This is a genomic window from Kribbella sp. HUAS MG21 (genome assembly GCF_040254265.1).
Taxonomy (GTDB): domain Bacteria; phylum Actinomycetota; class Actinomycetes; order Propionibacteriales; family Kribbellaceae; genus Kribbella.
Window position 1 is genome coordinate 2153160 of sequence record NZ_CP158165.1, and the last position, 21633, is coordinate 2174792.

At 70.4% G+C, this 21633-nt stretch carries 23 protein-coding genes and 1 tRNA gene; 8 read left to right on the forward strand and 16 right to left on the reverse strand.

Translation table 11 applies throughout. The features are described from left to right. Positions 1–26 precede the first annotated feature (26 nt). Positions 27–731 (reverse strand): L,D-transpeptidase family protein, encoded by a 705-nt coding sequence (locus tag ABN611_RS10260; protein ID WP_350279579.1) that lies wholly within the window; start codon positions 729–731, stop codon positions 27–29. A gap of 158 nt (positions 732–889) precedes the next feature. Here ABN611_RS10260 and ABN611_RS10265 point away from each other — a divergent pair, with 158 nt between their 5' ends. Both ABN611_RS10265 and ABN611_RS10270 read left to right on the forward strand, forming a co-directional pair. After that, entirely contained in the window at positions 890–1183 is a 294-nt protein-coding gene (locus tag ABN611_RS10265; protein WP_350279580.1) for a type II toxin-antitoxin system VapB family antitoxin, read from the forward strand. Positions 1184–1215: 32 nt separating this feature from the next. Then, complete coding sequence (locus ABN611_RS10270; protein WP_350279581.1) at positions 1216–1779, forward strand: LytR C-terminal domain-containing protein; 564 nt, start codon at positions 1216–1218, stop codon at positions 1777–1779. A 16-nt stretch (positions 1780–1795) separates the two neighbouring features. Here ABN611_RS10270 and ABN611_RS10275 read toward each other — a convergent pair whose 3' ends face one another. From ABN611_RS10275 to ABN611_RS10295, 5 genes are all read right to left on the reverse strand, one after another. After that, the gene (locus ABN611_RS10275; protein ID WP_350279582.1) at positions 1796–3307 is read right to left on the reverse strand and encodes a potassium/proton antiporter; all 1512 of its coding nucleotides are present in this window, start codon (positions 3305–3307) and stop codon (positions 1796–1798) included. Positions 3308–3577: 270 nt separating this feature from the next. Further along, positions 3578–3668: transfer RNA gene (locus ABN611_RS10280), tRNA-Ser, on the reverse strand. A gap of 13 nt (positions 3669–3681) precedes the next feature. Continuing rightward, positions 3682–4110, reverse strand: a complete 429-nt coding sequence (locus ABN611_RS10285) for a nucleoside deaminase (RefSeq protein WP_350279583.1) — start codon at positions 4108–4110, stop codon at positions 3682–3684. Between the two features lie 31 nt (positions 4111–4141). Continuing rightward, on the reverse strand, positions 4142–4612 hold the full coding sequence (locus ABN611_RS10290; RefSeq protein WP_350279584.1) for a tRNA adenosine deaminase-associated protein: 471 nt from the start codon (positions 4610–4612) through the stop codon (positions 4142–4144). Between the two features lie 98 nt (positions 4613–4710). Next, a complete protein-coding gene (locus tag ABN611_RS10295) occupies positions 4711–4872 on the reverse strand; it encodes a hypothetical protein (protein WP_350279585.1) in 162 nt (53 codons plus the stop codon). A 105-nt stretch (positions 4873–4977) separates the two neighbouring features. On the opposite strand from ABN611_RS10295, the gene upp reads away from it, so the two are divergent. After that, positions 4978–5619 (forward strand): uracil phosphoribosyltransferase, encoded by a 642-nt coding sequence (upp, locus tag ABN611_RS10300; RefSeq protein ID WP_350279586.1) that lies wholly within the window; start codon positions 4978–4980, stop codon positions 5617–5619. Positions 5620–5624: 5 nt separating this feature from the next. On the opposite strand, the gene ABN611_RS10305 is transcribed toward upp, so the two are convergent. The 3 genes from ABN611_RS10305 to ABN611_RS10315 form a co-directional block, all read right to left on the reverse strand. Beyond that, positions 5625–6608, reverse strand: a complete 984-nt coding sequence (locus ABN611_RS10305; protein ID WP_350279587.1) for a hypothetical protein — start codon at positions 6606–6608, stop codon at positions 5625–5627. A 79-nt stretch (positions 6609–6687) separates the two neighbouring features. Next, positions 6688–7590: a 1,4-dihydroxy-2-naphthoyl-CoA synthase gene (locus ABN611_RS10310; RefSeq protein ID WP_350279588.1), complete on the reverse strand. Its 903-nt coding sequence runs from the start codon at positions 7588–7590 to the stop codon at positions 6688–6690. A 14-nt stretch (positions 7591–7604) separates the two neighbouring features. Next, positions 7605–8618 carry a LacI family DNA-binding transcriptional regulator gene (locus ABN611_RS10315; protein WP_350279589.1) on the reverse strand — a complete coding sequence of 338 codons (1014 nt, stop codon included), beginning with the start codon at positions 8616–8618 and terminating at the stop codon, positions 7605–7607. Between the two features lie 144 nt (positions 8619–8762). On the opposite strand from ABN611_RS10315, the gene ABN611_RS10320 reads away from it, so the two are divergent. From ABN611_RS10320 to ABN611_RS10335, 4 genes are all read left to right on the forward strand, one after another. After that, on the forward strand, positions 8763–10697 hold the full coding sequence (locus tag ABN611_RS10320) for a Xaa-Pro dipeptidyl-peptidase (protein ID WP_350279590.1): 1935 nt from the start codon (positions 8763–8765) through the stop codon (positions 10695–10697). Positions 10698–10847: 150 nt separating this feature from the next. Further along, positions 10848–11705 (forward strand): hypothetical protein, encoded by an 858-nt coding sequence (locus ABN611_RS10325; protein ID WP_350279591.1) that lies wholly within the window; start codon positions 10848–10850, stop codon positions 11703–11705. 169 nt (positions 11706–11874) lie between these two features. After that, positions 11875–12204, forward strand: coding sequence for a PadR family transcriptional regulator (locus ABN611_RS10330; RefSeq protein WP_350279592.1), 330 nt, complete (start codon positions 11875–11877; stop codon positions 12202–12204). Next, positions 12201–13427: a hypothetical protein gene (locus tag ABN611_RS10335; RefSeq protein WP_350279593.1), complete on the forward strand. Its 1227-nt coding sequence runs from the start codon at positions 12201–12203 to the stop codon at positions 13425–13427. The genes ABN611_RS10330 and ABN611_RS10335 overlap by 4 nt, the downstream gene beginning before the upstream one ends. Here ABN611_RS10335 and ABN611_RS10340 read toward each other — a convergent pair. From ABN611_RS10340 to ABN611_RS10360, 5 genes are read right to left on the reverse strand one after another with little or no spacing between them, the layout of a single operon-like run. Further along, on the reverse strand, positions 13375–14145 hold the full coding sequence (locus ABN611_RS10340) for a GNAT family N-acetyltransferase (protein WP_350279594.1): 771 nt from the start codon (positions 14143–14145) through the stop codon (positions 13375–13377). The two genes, ABN611_RS10335 and ABN611_RS10340, sit on opposite strands and share 53 nt — an antisense overlap. A 38-nt stretch (positions 14146–14183) precedes the next feature. Next, positions 14184–15158 carry an adenylate/guanylate cyclase domain-containing protein gene (locus ABN611_RS10345; RefSeq protein ID WP_350279595.1) on the reverse strand — a complete coding sequence of 325 codons (975 nt, stop codon included), beginning with the start codon at positions 15156–15158 and terminating at the stop codon, positions 14184–14186. Further along, entirely contained in the window at positions 15148–15546 is a 399-nt protein-coding gene (locus ABN611_RS10350) for a cyclic nucleotide-binding domain-containing protein (protein WP_350279596.1), read from the reverse strand. The genes ABN611_RS10345 and ABN611_RS10350 overlap by 11 nt, the downstream gene beginning before the upstream one ends. Further along, on the reverse strand, positions 15533–16279 hold the full coding sequence (locus ABN611_RS10355; protein ID WP_350279597.1) for a methyltransferase domain-containing protein: 747 nt from the start codon (positions 16277–16279) through the stop codon (positions 15533–15535). The genes ABN611_RS10350 and ABN611_RS10355 overlap by 14 nt, the downstream gene beginning before the upstream one ends. Next, on the reverse strand, positions 16276–17478 hold the full coding sequence (locus ABN611_RS10360; RefSeq protein WP_350279598.1) for a 3,4-dihydroxy-2-butanone-4-phosphate synthase: 1203 nt from the start codon (positions 17476–17478) through the stop codon (positions 16276–16278). Before ABN611_RS10360 ends, ABN611_RS10355 begins: the two co-directional genes overlap by 4 nt. Positions 17479–17741: 263 nt before the next feature. On the opposite strand from ABN611_RS10360, the gene ABN611_RS10365 reads away from it, so the two are divergent. Then, on the forward strand, positions 17742–19268 hold the full coding sequence (locus ABN611_RS10365) for a DUF4185 domain-containing protein (protein WP_350279599.1): 1527 nt from the start codon (positions 17742–17744) through the stop codon (positions 19266–19268). A gap of 19 nt (positions 19269–19287) precedes the next feature. Here ABN611_RS10365 and ABN611_RS10370 read toward each other — a convergent pair whose 3' ends face one another. Beyond that, positions 19288–20643: a threonine/serine exporter family protein gene (locus ABN611_RS10370; protein ID WP_350279600.1), complete on the reverse strand. Its 1356-nt coding sequence runs from the start codon at positions 20641–20643 to the stop codon at positions 19288–19290. Further along, complete coding sequence (locus tag ABN611_RS10375) at positions 20644–21618, reverse strand: sugar-binding transcriptional regulator (protein ID WP_350279601.1); 975 nt, start codon at positions 21616–21618, stop codon at positions 20644–20646. Positions 21619–21633 lie beyond the last annotated feature (15 nt).

The following is a 21633-nucleotide window of genomic DNA, read 5'->3' on the forward strand; positions in this document are numbered from 1 at the left end:
GGTCGGCATGCTAGTCCTCCGGGCCGTCAGCGCATCACGACCACGCGAGTCGGGCCGGCGGCGAAGTTCCAGATCGTCACCGCCATCGAGGCCGAGACCCGGATGCAGCCGTGCGAGGCCCGGTAGTTCGTGCCGAGCAGCCAGTCGGGGTGGATCTGCGCGCCGCTCGACATGTACGTCGGGATCTGGTGGAACCCGATCCCGCACGGCGCGAACCGGACGAAGCGGTTCAGGTAGAGCCGGCCGCCGTCGGTGTTCCGCAGTACCCGGGCCGGCCGGCCGCACTTCGCGCCGCTGGTGTAGGTCCCGGCCCGCAGGTACGCCGGGTTGTCGATGATGCCGCCCTGCCGTACGACGGTGCCGCGGGCATCGATCAGCCACACCCAGTTCTGCGTCTGGCTGATGACGATCCGGCGCCCGGTCCCCGACCGCCGCGGCACCGGCCGGACGTCGCAGCGCTTCGCGGTCGACGCCATCAGCCGGGCGTACGTCGTACTGTTCAGCGAACCGGTCTGGCTCAGCACGTTGGCGGACTGGAACCGCACGGTGGCGGCCTGGGTCATCGCGCCGGCCTTGCCGTCGACCGGGCCGGAAACGCAGCCGAGCCGGTTCAGCCGGGTCTGGGCGGCCTTCACCTGCGAGACCGTGATCGCCTCGGCCGGCAGTGTCGCACCGAGGGCGGCGACGGTCATCGCCGCGGTCGCCAGGCCGAGTTTCGGAAGAATTCGCATACCGTTTACCCCCTCGCTCGTGGGCGCGGATCCGCGCTCACTGCTCCCTGTCCCGTGGGACGCCTCAGGAAGCCGAAAGGTTGCTCCGGATCACCGGACTATTCCGGTGACGTTCATGACCTCCTCGCACGACCTCGAACCCCGCTAGACTTCGGGAGGTGATCTTCAAGCGCGTCGGGGACGATCGGCCGTACCCGGACCACGGGCTGCGGCCCAAGGACTGGTCCTCGCTGCCACCGCGGCAGGTGCGGCTGGACGAACTCGTCACGACGAAGGGCACTCTGGACCTGACCGCGCTGCTCGACGAGGACTCGACCTTCTACGGCGACCTGTTCGCGCACGTCGTGGAGTGGAAGGGCGACCTGTACCTCGAGGACGGCCTGCACCGCGCGCTGCGCGCGGCGCTCCAGCAGCGTCAGGTGCTGCACGCACGGGTACTGGTAGTGGACTGACCGATGGCTGCCGCTCACGGGGGGTGGAGCAGATGACAGCGATACATCCGCAGCCGCGACCGCACTCGCGGATCCGGTGGCGTACACCGATCACGATGGTGATCCTGCTCGGGATCCTCGTCGGCGGTGGCTGGTGGGGCTGGAACTCGCTGGTGAACAGCAGCGCCGAGCCGACCTGCACGGAACAGAAGCTGACCAACAACCGGCTGGTCCCGAAGCAGGTCGTGCTGAACGTGTACAACGGCGGCGCCCGCGCGGGTTCGGCCGGCCGGGTCGCGGAGGCGCTGGAGAAGCGCGGGTTCAACATCGACAAGATCGCGAACGAGCCCAAGGGCGACAAGGTCGACGTGGTCGTGCTGCGCGGCGCGGCCGTGGACGCGCCCGAGGTGCTCCTGGTGCAGGGTCAGCTCAACCAGAAGGCCCAGCTCGTCGCCGACGGCCGCACCGACCACACGGTCGACCTGGTCATCGGCGCCGGCTTCGGCTCCGTCAAGCTCAAGGGCGCCCCGTCGGTCGCGGTCGCGCCGGGCACCACGGTCTGCCTCCCGGTCATCCACACCCCACAGCCGATCCCGTCGGGGCAGAACCCGAACTAGGCCGATCCCGTCCCGGCTAGGTCTGTTCGCGGCCGCGTTCGCCGAACCAGCCGGCCAGGCGGCCGGCGCGGGAGACGGCGCGGAGACGGCGTACGGTCTGCTCGCGCACCGGGCTGGGGGCGACCACCAGCAGCGAGTCGGCGGCGCGCAGGACGGTACGCCGGTCCGGTACGAAGGCCTGCTCCTCGCGGATGATCAGCGAGACCGACACCCCGGCCGGAAGCCGGAGCTCGCCGATCTCGACCCCGGCGAGCCGCGACTCACTCGGCACGTACACCTGGAGCATGTCGGCACCGAGCGACTCCAGCGGCGCCACGTCGATGTCGACCTCGTGCGCCGCGTTCTCGTCGAGCACCTTGAGCCGCTTCGCGAGCCACGGCAGCGACGGCCCCTGCAGCAGCGTGAACAGCAGCACCAGCACGAACACCACGTCGAAGATCCGGTCCGCCTGCGGCACCTGTTCCGCGAGCGGGATGGTGGCGAGCACGATCGGCACCGCACCGCGCAGGCCGGCCCAGGAAATGAACGCCTGCTCCCGCCACGGCAACCGGAACGGCGCCGCCGAGAGCGCCACCGACGCGAACCGCCCGACGACCGTGACCGCGATCCCGATCACCAGCGCGACCAGTACGTCGGACCACCGGAACCTCCCCGGCGAGGCCAGCAGCCCGAGCATCACGAACAGTCCGATCTGCGCCAGCCAGGCGATCCCGTCGACGAACGACCGGGTCGCCAGCCGGTGCGGCAACTCGGCCCGCCCGAGCACGAGCGATGTCACGTAGACCGCCGCGAACCCGGACACGTGCAGCAGCACCGAGCCGCCGGCGTACGAGATGAACGCGACCGAGAGCACCGCCAGCGGGTACAGGCCCGCGGACCCGAGCGCCATCCGCCGGATCAGCCGGACGCTCACCCAGCCGATCAGCAACCCGAAGAGCGCACCGACGACCAGCTCGTAGACCACCATCCCGGTGAACCACAGCAGACCCTTCTCGCCGACCTCGCCGGTGCTGACGAGTGTGACCAGCAACACGGTCGGAGCGTCGTTCAGGCCGGACTCCGACTCGAGCGCACCCCGCAGCCGCGGCCGGATCGGCACCCGGCGCAGCACCGAGAACACCGCCGCGGCGTCGGTCGGCGACGTCACCGCGCCGAGCAGCACCGACAGCTGCCAGCTCAGCCCGAGGCCGTAATGCGCCACACAGGCGACCACCCCGACGCTGACCGCGACCCCGACCGTCGCCAGCACGAGCCCGAGCGGCATCACCGGGCGTACTTCGTTCCACCGGGTGGTGAGACCGCCTTCGGTGAGGATCACCACCAGCGCCGCGAAGCCCAGCGCGTGCGCGATCTGCGCGTCCTCGAACTGGATGTTGCCGGGACCCGACTCGCCGAGCAGCAGGCCCATCCCGAGGTAGATCAGCAGCGAGGGGAGCCCGATCCGCGCCGACAACCGGACCGCCACCACGGCGACGAGCAGGACCGCCGCACCCGCCAGCAGGATCCGGTCGAGCTCCGCAACATCCATGGGGGCCCTCTCGCCGAGCGTCCCGAGTCAGGTCCAGAGAGACGAAAACCCTGACGCATCACACAGCATCAGGGTCTCCGGCCAGGGTCTGTCCCCCGGTTCCACGCCGTAGCGAGCAGGTGCTCGGCGGAGTGCCTCGGTGAGCGGGAGCGGAGGGGTCGATGTGGTTTCATCGTTCCCTTCGCTCCCGCTCAGCGAGGCGCCCGCCGAGTGCCGCGCAGTAGGCGTGGAACCGGGGGACAGACCCTTGCTGCCGCCCCGGAGGGCGGTTGGCGGTGGCGGAGGGATTTGAACCCTCGGACGGGGGTTGCCCGTCACGCGCTTTCGAGGCGCGCTCCTTCGGCCGCTCGGACACGCCACCGCCGGAGACACTATCAAGACCTGTGCCCCAGGAAGAAATCGCGCAGCCGGGCGCCCGCCTCGTCGGCCATCACGCCGCCGATCACCTCGGGCCGGTGGTTGAGCCGGCGGTCCCGGACGACGTCCCACAAGGACCCGACGGCTCCGGCCTTCTCGTCGTACGCCGCGAAGACCAGCCGGTCCAGCCGGGACAGCACGATCGCCCCCGCGCACATCGTGCAGGGCTCCAGGGTGACCACCAGCGTGCAGCCGGTCAGCCGCCACTCCCCGACGTGCCGGGCCGCCTCCCGGATCGCCAGCACCTCGGCGTGCGCGGTCGGGTCGCCGGTCGCCTCGCGCTCGTTGTGACCGCGCCCGATCACCGCGCCGTCCTGGTCGACGACGACGGCCCCGATCGGTACGTCGGGCAGCGCCCGCTCGCCCTCCTCGAGCGCGAGCGTCATCAACCGCGACCACTCGCGCCGCAACAGCGGGCTAGCCAACGGCTTCGATCGCGTCGTGGAACTGGTTGCCGAAGCCAAGCGTCTCGGCGATCTCCTCGAGCATCTCCTCCGGGTAGAGGTCGACGTCGTCGCAGAGCGCGCCGAGCTCCATCGCGCTCATCCCGAGGTCGGCGACGATCGCGAGGTCGCCGGCCGGGACCTGCTCGTCGTCGTCATCGTCGAGCGGGATGTCCAGCTCGTCCACCACCTGGCGGGCCAGCGGCCACTCGGTCGCGGCGGTCACGTCGGAGATCAGGAACCGGGCGTGGCTCCCGAACACCCGGACCAGCACGAAGAAGTCCTCGTCGACCGACACCATCCCGAGCACGCCCGCCTCCCCGGCGTACCGGCGGAGCGCGGAGACCAGCGCCGACAGGTCGGGCTCGCCGCGCAGCACCAGCGGCGTGACGGTCCAGTTGCCGTCCTCGGTGTATGCGGCGACCGCGAAATCGAGGTCGGTCATCGGCCCAGCCGTGGCATCAGACACCGGCTCATCGTCCCAGACTCCGGCTTCCCCGGCGATCTCGTTGTGGTATCAGATCCGCCAACACCCGTCAACGGTCAGTGATGGTACGTCGCTCTGCGCATCGCCTCGCGCAACTGCCGGACCCGGGCCCGCCGCGGTGCGATCCGGTCGCGCAACGCCTTCGCCTCGTCGCGCTCCCGCAGAAAGGCCGCACGGCGCCGCAGCCGGTCGAGCTGCTCGGGCGTCTTCTCGGTCATGGGGCCTCCCCTGGTGGGCGAAACAGGGCAGAAACCGATGCGGTTCCGATTCTCGCAGCGAGCGTGCTTTCGCGTCGCGAATCGCCGACGGTACCGTTCGGGCTTATGCAGATCCTCGTCGTGGACCACCCGCTCGTCGCCCACAAGCTCACCGCGCTGCGCGACGAGCAGACGGACTCACCCACGTTCCGCCGGCTGACCGAGGAACTCGTCACGCTGCTCGCCTACGAGGCGACCCGGGACGTGCGCACCGGTCCGGTCACCGTGCGGACGCCGGTCGCCGAGGCGCAGGGCGTGAAGCTGACCTCACCGAAGCCGCTGGTGGTGCCGATCCTGCGCGCCGGTCTCGGGATGCTCGAGGGCATGTCCCGGCTGCTCCCGACCGCGGAGGTCGGGTTCCTCGGCATGATCCGCAACGAGGAGACGCTGACCGCGTCGACGTACGCCGAACGGCTGCCGGAGGACCTGTCCGGGCGGCAGTGCTACGTCCTCGACCCGATGCTGGCGACCGGCGGCACACTGGCCGCGGCGATCCAGTTCCTGGTCGACCGGGGCGCGGACCACATCACCGCGATCTGCCTGCTCGCCGCCCCCGAGGGCGTGGAGCGCGTCGAGCGTGAGCTGACCGGCCTCGGCGTCCCGTGCAGCTTGGTGATCGCGGGCATGGACTCGCACCTGAACGAGAAGGGCTACATCGTCCCGGGCCTGGGCGACGCCGGCGACCGGCTGTACGGCGTCGCCCAGTAGCTCCGTCAGACGAGTTCGTTGCGGTAGAAGAGGCTGGCCTGCCGGGCGCCGGCCACGCCGGAGGCGAATCCGAAGTACAGCCGGGCCGTCGCGTCGGTGGAACCGAACACGGCCATGCCCTCGGCCTCGCGGTACGTCAGGCTCCAGCCCGCCAACGTGCGGAACGAGTCGACGAGCTGGCCGGCGTTGATGTCGTAGCACCACAGCTTCGAGGTGGCGTCGTCCTGGTTCGGGCTGCCCGGGTAGGCGTTGCCTTCCCAGAAGTAGACGTACGACCCGTACAACGCCCAGCCCTGGAAGGCGACACCGGACGTCAGCGCGGGCTGCTTGAACGAGGCAAGCACGGTCGAGAAGTCCCCGGTGCGGGCCGCGGCCAGCGAGTACACGTTGATGTGCATCCCGTCCGACAGCGCGTACCGCACCCCGAGCCGGCCGTACCGCTGGTCGACCGCGGGCGTGAACACGCTGCCGTTCGCGACCGGCTTCCACTTGGTGACCGACGCGGAGGTCAGCGTCGTACCGCTGCGCCACGGGAAGCGGGTGATCTGCCGCCCGCGCCCGTTGGCCGTGTCCACGTCGGTCTCGGTCCAGATGTACGTCGTACTGCCGACGGCCTCGGCGCCGATCGACACGGCATGGCCGAAGCCGGTCAGGTACATGTGCCCGAGGAGGTTGCCCTCGGAGCCTGATGCGAGGCTCAGCTGGCTGAGCGTCAGGTCACCGCTGTTGGCGGACGAGCCCGCGCGGACCTGGCCGGTGAACAGCCGGTGGTTCGGGGTGTCGAACGCGAACGACTGCATCACGGTCACGTCCTTGAGCGGCTTGCTGCGGAAGAGCTCGCCACCGGCTCCGCCCATGACGAAGCGTTTGGTGGCGGGGAGGGCGAGGGTGCGGACAGGGCGGGCGGCGGCGGTGGACGTCCCCACGGTTCCGGCGGCGACGAGCGCGCCGGCTCCGGTGAGCAACCCACGGCGGGAAAGGTTGTCCATACCGACCGACGGTAACCGCCGTACCGCGAACTGTCACCAGTTCGCACAGGTAATTCTGAGAAGTACTCAGCGAAGAGTGTTAGAAGGCGTACGGGTACGGCGACCAGTCCGGCGAACGCTTCTGCAGGAACGAGTCGCGCCCCTCGGCGGCCTCGTCGGTGCCGTAGGCGAGCCGGGTGGCCTCGCCGGCGAACAGCTGCTGGCCGACGAGCCCGTCGTCGATCAGGTTGAAGGCGTACTTCAGCATCCGCTGCGCGGTCGGCGACTTCGCGCAGATCTTCCGGCCCCACTCCAGCGCGACGGCCTCGAGCTCCGCGTGCGGGACGACCTTGTTCACCATGCCCATCCGGTACGCGTCCTCGGCGGAGTACTCGTCGCCGAGGAAGAAGATCTCGCGCGCGAACTTCTGCCCGACCTGGCGCGCCAGGTACGCCGACCCGAACCCGCCGTCGAACGACGCCACGTCCGCGTCGGTCTGCTTGAACCGCGCGTGCTCCGCGGACGCCAGCGTCAGGTCCGCGACCACGTGCAGGCTGTGCCCGCCGCCCGCGGCCCAGCCCGGGACGACGCAGATCACCACCTTCGGCATGAAGCGGATCAGCCGTTGTACTTCGAGGATGTGCAGCCGCCCGGCGCGCGCCGGGTCGATCGAGTCGGCCGTCGTACCCTCGGCGTACTTGTAACCGTCCTTGCCGCGGATCCGCTGGTCGCCGCCCGAGCAGAACGCCCAGCCGCCGTCCTTCGGCGACGGGCCGTTGCCGGTGAGCAGCACGCAGCCGACGTCGGTCGACATCCGGGCGTGGTCGAGCACCCGGTACAGCTCGTCGACGGTCCGCGGCCGGAACGCGTTGCGCACCTCGGGCCGGTTGAACGCGATCCGCACCACCCCGGCGTCGACCGCCCGGTGGTAGGTGATGTCGGTCAGCTCGAAGCCGTCCACCTGCTTCCAGGCCGACGGGTCGAAGATCTCGGATACGGTCACCAGGCGAGCATATTTCAGCGCTTGGCGGTGCTCTCCCGCAGTACTACCTCGGCCTTGAAGGTCTCCGTCGTCGGCTCGCCGCCCTCGATCGCCAGCTCCAGCGCCCGCCGGCCCATCTGCTCCAGCGGCAGCCGAACCGTGGTCAGCCCCGGCCACACGTCCCGCAGCGTTGCGATGTCGTCGAAGCCCGCGACGCCGAGCTGCCCGGGGACGTCGACGCCGCGCGCCCGCAGCGCGGACATCGCGCCGACCGCCATCACGTCGTTCACCGCGAACACACAGTCCATGTCCGCGGGCCGGTCGAGCAGTCGCTCCGCGGCCGCGTGCCCACCGTCGCGGGTGAACTCACCGGCCTCGACCGCCACCGGCTCCAGCCCCGCCTCGGCCAGCCCGGCAACGAACCCGTCGCGCCGATCGCGTGCCGTGGCGAGCGTTTCCGGCCCACCCAGTACGGCGAACTTCCGGTACCCGAGGCCGACCAACGCGCGGGCCAGGTCCGCCGACCCGGACCGGTTGTCCGGCTCGACGGTGTGCGCCGGCATCCCGGACTGGCTGACCAGCGCGAGACCCGCGCCGGAGTTGAGGAAACTCTCCACCTCGGTCGCCGTCCGCGCCAGGCTCTCCGCGTCGGTGCGCCGGCTGCCGATCATCACCGCGGCCCGCGCTCGTTGCGCGCGCAACGACGACAGGTAGGCGATCTCGCGGTCGGAGTCCCGGAACGTGCTGGCCATCATCACCAGCAGGTTCCGCTCGTCCGCGGCCCGCATCACGCCGTTCGCGATCGCGGCGAAGTACGGGTCCTCGATGTCGTGCACAAGGATGCCGACCACGTTGGTCGAGGACTTCGCCAGTGCCTGCGCCTGCGCGTTCGGCGTGTAGCCGAGCTCGTCGGCCGCGGCCTTGACCCGTTCCTGCAGTTCCGGACGGGGCACCCGGTCCCCGCCGTTCAGCACGCGGGAGGCGGTCGCGACCGACACGCCCGCGCGCTGCGCCACGTCCAGCAATGTCACCGGTGCTCGCAGATTCACTGGCCTACCCTTCCGTGCGTCCCCCCGGGGGCGGTGGCCGTACCATACCGAACGCCACAGTCCTCACGCTGCGTGTCGGGCAGGTCGCGGCCAATCTCGGCAGAACCTGGCATTGCGGCCTGGGAATGACTAGCCTTCCCAGCCATGAGGACCGTCCACGCCAGGGTGACGATCCTGGTTTCGTCCGCCGTGCTCAGCCTGACGACGACCCTCGCCGGTCCCGCCACGGCTTCGCCGGCTCCGGACGGGCCCGGCTCAGCGGCCCCGGCTGCTTCCACTGTGCCGCAACACGTCGACACGCGCACGAAGAGCACGCAGCCGGTCTACGACTACGCCGACGCGATCCGCGAGTCCGTGTACGTCGACACCGCGATGGACACCGACTCCGACGGCAAGGACGACGTGGTCGCGGTCGACATCGTGCGGCCCAGTGAGACCGCGCTGGCCGGCGTGAAGATCCCGGTGATCATGGACGCCTCGCCGTACTACTCCTGCTGCGGACGCGGCAACGAGAGCGAGAAGAAGTCGTACGACGCCGACGGCGTGATCCGGAAGATGCCGTTGTACTACGACAACTACTTCGTCCCGCGCGGGTACGCGATGGTCGGCGTGGACGTCGTCGGCACCGGGCGGTCCACCGGCTGCGGCGACGTCGGCGGCCGGGACGAGATCCAGTCGGTCGTCGACGTGATCGACTGGCTGAACGGGCGCAATACCGCGCACACCGCGGACGGCCAGCCGGTGAAGGCGACCTGGACCACCGGCGCGGTCGGCATGATCGGCAAGTCGTACGACGGCACGCTCGCGAACGGCGTCGCCGCCACCGGGGTCAGCGGCCTGAAGACGATCGTGCCGATCTCGGCGATCTCGTCGTGGTACGACTACACCCGCTCGGGCGGCGTTCCGTACTCCGACGACTACATGCCCTGGCTCGGCGGGTACGTCGGCCACGACAGCCCCGCCTGTGAAGAGGTTCGCGGCGAACTCGGCGACAACGACGACGACGACACCGGCGACTACACGTCGTTCTGGGCCGAGCGCGACTACACGAAGAACGCGTCGAAAGTGAAGGCGTCGGTCTTCATCACGCACGGGCTCAGCGACTACAACGTGCAGACCAACCACTTCTCGCAATGGTGGTCGGCGCTGGCGCGCAACAACGTGCCGCGCAAGCTGTGGCTGGGACTCGAGGACCACGTGGACCCGTTCGAGTTCCGGCGCGACGAGTGGGTGGAAACGCTGCACGAGTGGTTCGACTACTGGCTGCAGGGCTTGCAGAACGGCGTGATGAAGGAGCCGATGGTCGCGGTCGAGACCGCACCGGACGTCTGGCGCAACTACCGCAGCTGGCCGGCCGTGAACCGCCCGCGCTCGGTGCCGCTGGCCGCCGGGAAACTAGGGGCCGCAGGCAAGGGTTCGGTGACGGTCACCGACGACCCGGACCTGAACGAGGACGACATCGTGTCGGATCCGTCCCAGGTGATCGCCGGGCGGCAGATGTTCCTGTCCGCACCGCTGCCGGCGCCGTTGCGGATCAGCGGCACGCCGTCGGTCACGTTGCGCGTCAAGTCCGACTCGGCGACGACGCCGGTGACCGCGCGGCTGATCGAGTACGGCGACGCGGAGCGGTACTCCGGCATCCGCCGTACCACGCAGAGCACCTGCGAAGGCTCGAGCACCGACTACGACGACAGCTGCTACTACACCGTCGAGAAGCTCACCACGCAAAGCGATCACGGCGTCGTCAGCCGCGGCTGGATCGACGCCGCGCACAGCAAGTCGCTCTCCAAGCCGACACCGCTGACCCCGGGCCAGTGGACGACGATCAACGTCCCCCTCCGCGCCCAGGACCAGGTCATCCCGAAGGGCCGCGTCGTAGGCCTCGCGATCACCCTCTCCGACACCGAGTGGACCGCCCCCAACGACACCGGCGCCTCGATCGACATCGACCTGGCCGCCAGCAAACTCAACCTCCCCGTCTCCTCAGGCACCCTCACCGCCCCCACCAACCTCCCAGACCTCGAGGTAGACATCACCACCCCCACCCAACGCCCCAACCTCCACGACCCCAAGAACTGACGAGTGTCCTCCGCCGAGTCGTGAGAATCGGCTGACTTTCGAGCGCCGTTCTCCACGACTCGGCGCCGGGGGCCGGAACCATTCGCCACGACTCGGCGGGGTTGTGGACAACGGACGGCGTACGGCGTGGGGCGTCGGGACAATGTCGGGGTGTTCAGTGCAGCGGAGGCGCGGGCCGCGGGGATGAGCCGCGGTGTGCTGCGCGGGGCGCGGTACCGGAGGGTGCTGGGGTCCCTGTACGTCGACGCAACGCTCGCCATCACGCCACGGCTGCAGGCGGAGGCAGCGCTGCTACTGGCGCCCGACGCAGTTGTCAGCCACCACACCGCATTGAGCCTGTGGACCGCCGACAACCGCGCCGACGACGTCGCCCACGTAACCGTCCAGCGTGACCCGCACCTGACGCGTCCGCGGGTCGGCGGCTTGCGTGTGCACGAAGTACAGCAGCTCGACCGCGTGATCCGGGACGGGTTGCCGCTGACCTCGCCCGAGCGTACGTTCCTCGATCTGGCGCCGTACTGCGACCTCACCGAGCTCGTCGCCGCGGGAGATTCGCTGGTACGGCGTACCGACGCCGAGCCGCAGCATCTACTCGACGCAGCGGTCGCGGCGATCGGCGTCCGAGGCGTCCGGCTGGCGCGGGAAGCGGCTGCGCTTGTCCGGCCGGAGGTGGATTCGCCGATGGAGTCGCGGCTGCGGCTGCTCCTGGTCCTGGCCGGTCTTCCCGAGCCGCGGGTCGGTCACGTCGTCACGGACGCGGCGGGCGGCTGGTTGGCGCGCCCGGACCTGGCGTATCCCGAGTTCAGGCTCGCGATCGAGTACGACGGCGGGCACCACCTCGGCGATGCACGCCAGTGGCGGTCGGACATCCGCCGCCGCGAGAATCTCGAGCGCGCGGGCTGGCTCGTCCGGGTGTTCACGGCGTACGACCTGATCCACATCCCGCAAACCGTCGTCGCCCGCATCTCCCAGGACCTCCACTCCCGCCAGCGACACCTGGCCGCCTGACCCAACCCCCGCCGACTCGTGGCAAATGGTTCCGGACCCTTTCGCCGAGTCGTGGGAATCGGCTCGGCGAACACCGCCATTTCTCACGACTCGGCGGGGTAGATGGTTTGCGGAGTACTCTGCGGTGTGTAGTAGTGTGTGGCGCGGAAGTGTGGGAGGAGGGGCGCGCGTGGATACGAGTCAGTTGCTCAAGGGTGTGCTGGATCTGGCGGTGCTTGCGGTGTTGCGGGATGCGGATGGGTATGGGTACGACGTTTTGCGGCGGTTGCGGGCTGCGGGGCTCGAGGATGTGGCGGACGCGTCCGTGTACGGGACCTTGCGGCGGTTGTTCCAGGCGGGGGCGTTGACGTCGTACGTGCAGCCGAGTGAGGAAGGGCCGCACCGGAAGTACTACGGGCTGAACCAGACCGGCCACGAACTGCTCAAGCAGTCCACCAAGACCTGGAACCACTTCGCCGACACGATGTCGGTGCTGCTGCTGGAGAAGGAGGCCGCGTGAACAGCACCCTGACCGGAGCGGTCGCGATCTACCTGGCGCAGGTGCGCTCCGAGCTCAGCGACCTGCCGCCGGGCGAACTCGAGGACGTGCTCCAAGACGTCAGCGGGCACCTGACCGAGGTGGCCGGTGAGTTCGAGGCCGAGCCGATGCTCGAGGACCTGCAGGCGCGCCTCGGGACGCCGCGGCAGTACGCCGACGAACTGCGCACCGCCGCCGGCTACCCGCCGCGCACCGAGCCCGTCGGCCAGGACGCGCTGGACGCCGGCTGGAAGGCGCTGCGCTGGGGCCTGATCGCCGGTACCGCCGGGCCGTTCTTCGTGGCGGTCGCGATCTTCTCCTGGTCGCGCGAAGGCACGCCGTTCTTCGGCCTCCTCGGCCTCGGCATCCTGTTCGTGGCGGCGTTCCTCGGCGTCCGGGCGCTCGGCGCCAACAACCCGCAGATCGTCCTGGACACCCCGCAAGGCGCCCGCGGCGCGGCGGCGATCCGCGGCTGGATCGACCAGATCCCGCCGAACGTCCGCCGCGACCTGGTCGCGATCGGCCAGCCGGTGTGGTGGGTCGCGCGCGGCATGATCGGCGCGGGCGGGTTCTTCGCGTTGTTCGGCGCGCTGTCGGTGACCGTGGTCGCGGCGTTCGCCGGCGCCGCGGTGTCGATCTGGATCGGTCGCCGGACCCAGCAGGACCGGCGCTGGCTGTGGTACGTCGTACCGCTGAACGTCGTGGCCGCGATCGCGGTCCCGTCGTTCCTTGCGGCGGCGTACGTCGGGGCGTCGTTCGGCTTCCTCACCAACTACGACGGCTACGGCGCGCGGTCGACGTACAACCCGCCGAACGGGCTGGTGCTGGACGGGAACCAGGTGACGAACATCTACCCGTTCGATGCCCAGGGCAAGCAGGTCGAGGTGCGGCTGTACGACCAGGACGGGAACCCGATCAACCTGGACCTGCAGGACTGCGCGGCGATCCACGACCAGGGGTCGCGCGGGACGACCAGCAACCTGTTCCCGCAGGCGGTGGTCAGCCCCGACGAGGACGGTAACGTCGACGCCAGGAACTGCAAGGACAGCACCAAGGCCCCGTTCGTCCCGCCGCCGGCCCCGGCGACGCGGACCACCTCGCCCGAGCCGTCCGCGAGCCCCACGCCCAAGCCGAGCGCGGGTCCCAGCACCGTCAAGCCTTCCGGTACGCCGGGCGTGACGCTGACGGTCCAGCCGACCCGCTAGAAGCCGGGCTGGGCCGCACACCTGCCGCCGCGACCCGGCGGTAGGTGTAGCCCAGCCGCCGGTACACCGCGATCGCGGCCGCGTTGGTCCCGTCGACCATGAGGGCCGCGCGGCCGTGGCGTTTCACCAGCTCGGCGGTCACGAACCCGCACACCTGGCGCGACAATCCCTTGCCGCGGGCAACAGGATGCGTGGCGACGCCGGCCAGGAACCCGACCTCCGGCGCGCTCCACGCGTCCGCCGCGACGCTCAGCAACTCGCCGTGCTCGCCGGTCACGGCCGCCCAGCGCCGTACGCCGGGATGCCCGGGCCACGCGTACGACGACGGCGACGCCTGCTGCAGCAGGTCTTCCACACCGGCGTCCCCGTCGAGCCAGGCCGCGGTCGTGGTGACGTCGGGAACCTGCTGAGTGTCCATCCACCCGAACGCCGCCGAGAACGTCAGCCCCGGCACCCGCTCCGCCAGCTCACGGATCAGCTCCTCGTCCCCGAACGGCCGGTACGACGGCCCCACCTCGGCCAGCACCCCGGCCGTCAGGCGTACGGCGTCGTCGACCGGCCCGACCACCGCCAGCCGGTCGTGCTTCGACACCTCCGGCGACGCGACCGCCACCGCGTCCCCGTCGTACCAGCACCGAACCCCTGCCCCGAACCCCTGCAGTGCCCAGGCAACGATCGAATCGTCGATCAGCCGACCGGGCTTCTTCACCTCACGCACACGCCCAACGGTAGAGGGCGTCCCAGACGCCCTCTAAGTCAGCGGGCGTGCTGGATCGCATACGGGACCAGATGCCGGTAGCCGCGGACCGCGACCCGGCGGAGGCGGTGGACGGCGTACGACGGATGACCGTCGAGCGCGGCGGCGAGTTCGCGGTCGGCGAGGACCCGACCGGGCTTGCACTCCGTGGTGAGCCGGGCGGCCAGGTTGACCACCTCGCCGTACACGTCGCCCAGCCGGATCAGGATCGTGCCGTACGCGAGCCCGATCCGCAGCTCGGGCAGGTCCTCGTCGGCGGTCACCGCGTCCTGCAGCGCCAGCGCGACCGCGGCGCCCTCGGCGGCGGTGTCGGCGACGAACAGCACCTCGTCGCCCATCGACTTGATCACCCGGCCGCCGTTCAGCGCGACCACGTCGGCAGCCGTGCCCTCGAAGCGCTCGATCAGTTCGCCGAGCTCGCTCTCGGTCAGCCGCCGGGTCATCCGGGTGTAGCTGACGATATCCGCGAACCCGACCGCCCGGACACCCCGGGCGAGCTCGTCCGACCCGGCCATCGCGCGCCCGGCCGCGGCGGCCAGGTGCCGGCGCCAGACGTAGGTCTGCAAGCGTTCCATGGCCGGCAGCAACAACCCGGCGACCTCGATCGCCTCGTCCGCGGACAGCTTCGAGCCGCCGAGGAACTCCAGGAACATCGCCGATTGCCAGGACGCCAGCCGGGACTGGGTCTGCCCGAGCTTACGGGCCAGCGAGGACTCCATCTCCGGCTCGATGAACCCGTCGTCCTCGAGCGCCGCGACCAGCCGCAGCGCCTCGACGTCGCCGTCGGTGAACGCCACCTCGTCGTCCGGCACGGTCGCGAACCCGAGCGCGTGCCACATCCGCTCGGCGCGTTCGCTGGAGATCCCGGCCCGCTCCGACACCTGCACCCGGGTGAACTTCCGCTCCCCGCCGAGCAGGGTCCGCTCGAACTCGCGCTGCAGCCCGGCGAGCTCCGCCCCAGGGTCAGGAACCACCGCGGCGCTCGGCGATGGTGGCGTCGATGGCGTCCCGGAACGCGGGCAGCCGCCGGGTCAGGTCGTCGAACTTCTCCCGGGTGAAGTGCAGCAGCTGCAGCCGGGACCGCGCGGTGACGGTTGCCGTCCGCAACGTGTTCTTCCGAACCGCGACCTCGCCGGCGATGTCGCCCGGTCCGAGCTCGGCGATCTCCTGGCCCTTCTCGCGCACGACCGCCGTACCGCTGAGGATCAGGTACGCCGCGTCCGGCGGCGTCTGCTCCAGGATCAGCGACCAGCCGGCCGGAACCGAGACCTCCTCGCCGGCGCGGAAGATGTCCCGGATGTCGCGTCCGGACAGATCCGCGAACAACGGCAGGTCCCGCGGGGACGTCCTACCCAGTGCCACGTCGATCCTCCTCGCCGATGTTTCCAGTCAGTAACTCTAACGCACGGGCGGCGATCAGCAGGATCGGCGGGCGACGCCGGTGGATCGCGAGCGCCGGGTTGGCCGCGACTTCTTCGGGTGTCGGCAGCGGCTCGTCGAGGCGTTCCAGCCGGAAGCCATGACGGTGCAGTGTCGCGACGATCGAGCCGATGGTCCGGTGATACTTGATCACGCTGTCGACGATCCACGTCCGCTCGCGGCGACCCTCGGCGGCGTAGTCGTCGACCACGCAGTCCGCCGCGACCAGTGGTGCCGTCAGCACCGGATGCTCGATCGTGAACACGAAGGCACCACCCGGTGAGAGCCAACGCGCGACCCGCGCCACCAGCTCCGCGAATTCCTCGACGTAGTGCAAGGCCATGCTGCTGACGACCAGGTCCGCGGAGCCGGCCGGTACGTCGAACCTCGCCAGGTCGGCGCGCTGGTAGCGCACGCGGGGATGCGCCGTTGCGGCGGCGAGCATCTGTTCGGAGGCGTCGACGGCCAGCACCTCGGCTGCTCCGGCTTCCGCGAGCCGCACGGCCAGCTCGCCTTCACCACAACCGAGATCCACGACGCGCGCACCAGCCACCGGCGGGAGTGCCGCGTTCATCGCTGGGATCTCCAGCGGTTCGTTGAGCGCGGCCCCTGAGCTGCGCAGCCTGCGGTAGCCGTCGAGGAAGTCCGGATCGTCGTACAGCGAGGCGCCGTTCACAGCCAGCGGGCCAGGTCGTGGATGTCGATCATCGGCAGCTCCCAGCGGAGCGCGAACTGCTCCAGGTCCGCGGCCCCGGCCATCACGCCGTCGAAGCGCATCACCTCGCAGCACACGCCGACCGGCGCGAGACCGGCCGCCTTGCACAACGCGACCGTGGCCTCGGTGTGGCCGCGGCGCTCGGCGAGCAGCCCCGGCCGCGCCGCGAGCGGGAACACGTGTCCCGGCCGCAGGAAATCCTCGGGTACCGCGTCCGGCGCGGCCAGCCGGCGGATCGTCGCGGCCCGTTCCGCCGCGGACACGCCGGTACCCGGGTTCGCCGCGAGGTCGATCGGCACATGCATCGCGGTCCCCTGCCGGTCACCCGCGCCGGGGATCGGGTCGATCCGGAGCCTGCGCAGCACGTCGGCATCGGCCGGGATCGTGGTGTGACCGCACGCCTGGGTGAGCAGGAAACGCATGGCCTCGGGCCGGAAACGCTCGGCCGCGAACACCACGTCACCCTCGCCCTCGGCCGTCGGGTCCCAGACCACCACGCCACCACCGGCCGCAATCTGCGCAACGATCTTCTGGACGCCGGTCTCGCCGCTGAGCTGTCCCGCCCACGGCAACCGCGCCACCGCCCGCATCAGCTCGGGGCCGTGCTTGTCCCGCGCCATCCGCACCAGCAGGTCGCTCTCGAGGTTCACCCGGGCGCCGACCTCCAGCGAGCCGAGCTTCGTCTTCGTCAGCGTGTTCGGCACCAGGACGACCGAGAACCGGTCCTTCAGCAGTTCGGCGACCGTGATGCTCACCCCGTCGATCGCGACCGACGTCTTCGCCACCAGGCGCGCCAGCAACCGCTCCGGCGGCTTGATCCAGACCCGGTGCCCGGCCGGCTCCACGTCGACCCGCAGCACCTTGCCGACACCCTCGACGTGCCCCTGGATCAGGTGCCCGTCGATCCGGTCGCCGATCGCCACCGGGAGCTGGACGTGCATCGGCGTACCGGCCACGATCCGGTCGAACGTCGTCCGCCGGCGCGTCTCGTCGGTGACCACGACGCGCAGCTCACCGGGCGGCCCCGGCTCCGCGGTGAACCTGATCCCGTCGACGCACACCGCGCCTCCTGGCGCGACGGCGACGTCCGTGGTCACCCGCAGCAAGTCGCCCGACTCCCCCGCGACGGTCCCCACGTGCTCGATTCGTCCTGTGAACATGCTTCGCTCCGGCACTCGAAGACGGCCAGGGACCTCGGGGTCCGAGCTGAAGCGGGGTATCACCGCGTGGCCCCGGTCGTGCCGGGTCACTCCGCCGCGGGCGGAGCCGACGGGCCTGGAAGAGGTTCCAACCGTCACACCTGGAATCGCACCAGTCGGCAGTAAACCACACGCTGCCCGTTGACCGTCCCGACCGCCGCGGATAACGTTGTCGGAAATCGATTTCTGAAACCAGCTCTCTGACCCCGCCCGAGGAGACCGTGATGCGGAAACGATGGCTGCTCGTCCTCCCCGCCCTGATCGGAGCGGCCGTGATCCCGACCGACCAATCACCACCCGCCCAGGCGGCCGCCGTACCGTCGCCCGTCGAGCGCATCGCGAAGCTCACCGGTCCCGGGTCGATCAACGACACCGAGGCCCGGTTCGCGTTGAAGGCGACCGACCTCGGAGTGCTCTGGGACAACGGCTCCGGCGAGATCCTGACCGCCTTCGGCGACAGCTACGGCGCCGGCTGGACCGGGCCGGGTGGCGGCGCCGGCGACCCGGCGACCATCGACTGGCGGTGCAACCTGCTGTTCCGCAGCAACGACCGCAACCTGGCCGACGGGATGACACTCGACTCCGCCGCCGAGGACCGGCCCGGGCACGCCAAGGAATTCCTGCCCTGCAAGAAGATCGACCGCGACGAGCACACCGTGATCCCGACCGGTGGCATCGCGGTCGGCAACCGGCAGTATGTGCAGTACATGTCGGTCAACTACTGGGGCCCGGCCGGCAGTTGGTTCACGAACTACTCCGGCTTCGCGTACTCCGACGACAACGGCGAGAACTGGACCAAGGACCCCAACGCCCGCTGGCTGAACACCAAGGCCTGGGACAACAACTTCCAGATGGTTGCTCTGGTCAAGGACAAGGGCTACGTCTACATGATCGGTACGCCGAACGGCCGGTTCGGCAACGCGTACCTCGCCCGCGTCCCCGAGCAGCAGGTGCTGCAGAAGAAGTCATGGCGCTACTGGGACGGCCGCACCTGGTCTCCGCTCGAGACGTCCGCGGTACCGATCGCGGTCGGCCCGGTCGGCGAGGTCTCGGTGCAGTGGAACGCGCACACCGGCAAGTGGCTGATGCTGTACCTCGACGAGCACCGCGCCGCGGTCGTGCTGCGCTCGGCCGAGAGCCTCACCGGTCCGTGGAGCGGTGAGCAGGTCGTCGTCAAGGGCAGCGAGTACCCGGGCCTGTACGGCGCGTTCATCCATCCCTGGTCCACCGGGTCCGACCTGTACTTCACGATGTCGCAGTGGGATCCGTACAACGTGTTCCTGATGCGCACGAAGCTCACCGACGACGGTCAGGTCACCAACCTGGTCACCGATCCCGGCTTCGAGGCGCAGACCAGCGGTACGCCGTCCGCGCCGTGGCAACTCAGCGGCACCGGCGGCATCGATCGTGCGAACCTCGCCCACAGCGGCACCAACAACGCCTACGTCCGCGGTTCGATCGGCAGCCACCAGCTCCAGCAGACCGTTGCCGTACGCCCCTATCACCGCTACCGCCTGTCGGCTTGGATCCGAACGGCGGAGAACAACTCCGAGACGATGCTCGGCGTCCGCACCTTGCGGGGACGCACGATCGCGGAACAAACCGGTGGTGCGCACCCGCAGTACACGAAGGTCTCGGTCGAGTTCGACACCGGCCGGGAGTCGTTGATCCAGCTGTACGGCGGCTTCTTCGGCCACGGCCAGGACGTCTGGCTGCAGCTCGACGACGTGGCACTGGAGGAGATCCGCTGAGACCGCGCGTCGGCCCGGTCTAGGCCGAGCGGCGACGACGGCGGGACGAGGTACGGCGCGGCCGGGAGCGGCGCCGTACCGGTCGGCGAGGCCCGACGAGGCGGGGACCGGCGAGGCGGTCCTCGAGGCGGCGGGCTTCGCGGCGGATCGGCTGGGCGACGTACTCGCCGAGGATCAGGCCCGACGCGAGCGCGACGCCGATCGCGACCGCGGTGGCGAGGCTGACGATGCCGATCAGGTTGCCGAGCGCCATCAACTCGTAGAGGCCCTTGTAGATCGTGAGTCCCGGCAGCAGCGGGATCGACCCCGCCACGACCACGACCAGCGGCGGTACGCCGGTCCGCCGACCGCCGGAGTACCCGCCCAGTCCGACGACGAACGCCGCGGCGGCCGTGGACCACGCGGGTCCGAACGACGCCCTGGTCATCAGCGTGAAGACCAGCGAGGCCAGGGCGCCCATCACCGCGACCGGCAGCAGGGCCCGCAGCGGCGCGTACGACGCGTACGCGAACGCGACCGCCATCACGGCGCCGGAGATCACCATCACCGGCAGATCCGCCAGCTGGATCGCCTGCGGCTCGATACCGACGTTGAGACCGAGTTTCAGGCCCAGCGCCAGGCCGAGCGAGACGCCCGCGATGATGCCGCCGGTGAGCAGCATCGCCTCGAGACTTCGGGCCGCCGCGGTCACGTAGTACCCGGTGATCGCGTCCTGGACGGCACCGGTGAGGGCGATCCCGGCCAGCAGCATGATGATGCCGGCGGCAACGACCAGCGACGGTTTCACCGGCGCGTGCACGGCGTACAGCACCAGCGCCACCGCCGTCGCGACGAAGGCACCCGCGACCTGCTGATAGAACGCGGGCAGTCGCTGCCGGTTGAACCACCGGTTGCTCAGGTCGATCACGACCGCGGTCAGCACCGCCAGCGACGTGATCAGCCAACCACCACCGAGCAGCAGCGTCGCGCCGCCGGCCATCACACCCCAGGCGAGCACCGCGGTCCACCGCGGGTACGGCGGACCGGCGGACGTGATCCGCGCGAGCTCGCGCGACGCCTCCTCGCGGGTCAGGTCGCCTCGGGCGAGACGTCGTACCAGACGGTCGACCTCGGTCAGCCGGGAGAAGTCCTGCGACCGGTAGCGGACCAGCCGGATGTGCGTCTCGGGCGCGACGTCCGGCGCCTCCTGGTACGAGACCGCCATCGACGTGAACGTGATGTCGACCTCGCACCCCCGCAGCCCGCCGGCCGCGGTGACACCGAGGATCGTCGCGGTGGCGTCCGCCGTACCGGCGCCGCTGGACAGCAGCACCTCACCGACCCGCAAGGCCAGGTCGATGGTGGCGTAGACCTCCCGCTGCTCGTCAGGTTCCATCTACGCGTCGAGGAGGCGGTTCGCCATCGCGAGGTCGGTGATCAGGATGTTCACCCAGCCGCCGAGCAGCGCGGCCCGGATCGCGGAGTACTTGCGGTCGCCGCCGGCGACCCCGATCCGCCGGGGCACCGCCAGCAACTCCTTCGCCGTCACCCCGATGACCCGTTGGTCGAACGTCGAGCGCACAAGCTTTCCCTCTTCGTCGAAGAACCGGAAACACACGTCCCCGACGGCACCGAGCCGGCGCAGCTCGTCCTGGTCGGCCTCCGCGACCGCGTTCCCACTGCGCTGCAGCAGCGGCGAGGGCTCGAGGCTGCCGATCCCGACCAGGGCGTCGGTGAGCTGTTCCCAGGTGCCCAGAACGTCCCGGACCGACACGTCGTTCATCATCGCCCGGCGGACGGCGGGGGTCCCGACCAGGCCGGGTGCGGGCAGATAGACCGGCATCCCGCCGGTCAGCTCGGCGAACCGGGCGGTCAACCGGGTGGCCTGCATCTGCACCGCCGCGTCACCCAGGCCGCCGACGATCTGCACCACCTTGTCGACCACCGGCACGCTCTTGCGCGGCATCCGGTCGACCGCGCTGATCAGCGTCTCGCTCCAGGACGAGATCCCGACCACGTGGCCGCCGGTGAGTGTCATGTCCAGGTACGCCGCCGCGCCCGAGCCGAGCGCCGGCAGCACCTCGTCGCCGGCCCCGACGGTGTCGACGACGACCGCGTCGCGCAGCCCGTACCGGCCCTGGAGCTCGTCCTCGAGGTCGCTGTGCACGCCGCTCGGCATCGTCACCACGGTGTGCACGATGCCGACCTCGACGGCCTGCTTCAGCATCCGCGACACCCGCGCCTGGGACAGGTTCAGCTCGGCGGCGATCTGCGGCTGCCGGATGCCCTTCTCGTGGTACATCCGCGCCACCTTCGCGAGCAGCCGCAGCTCGTCCAGCCCCGGCCGGCGCACCGCGCGGTTCGCGTTCACCTCGACCCCCTCACG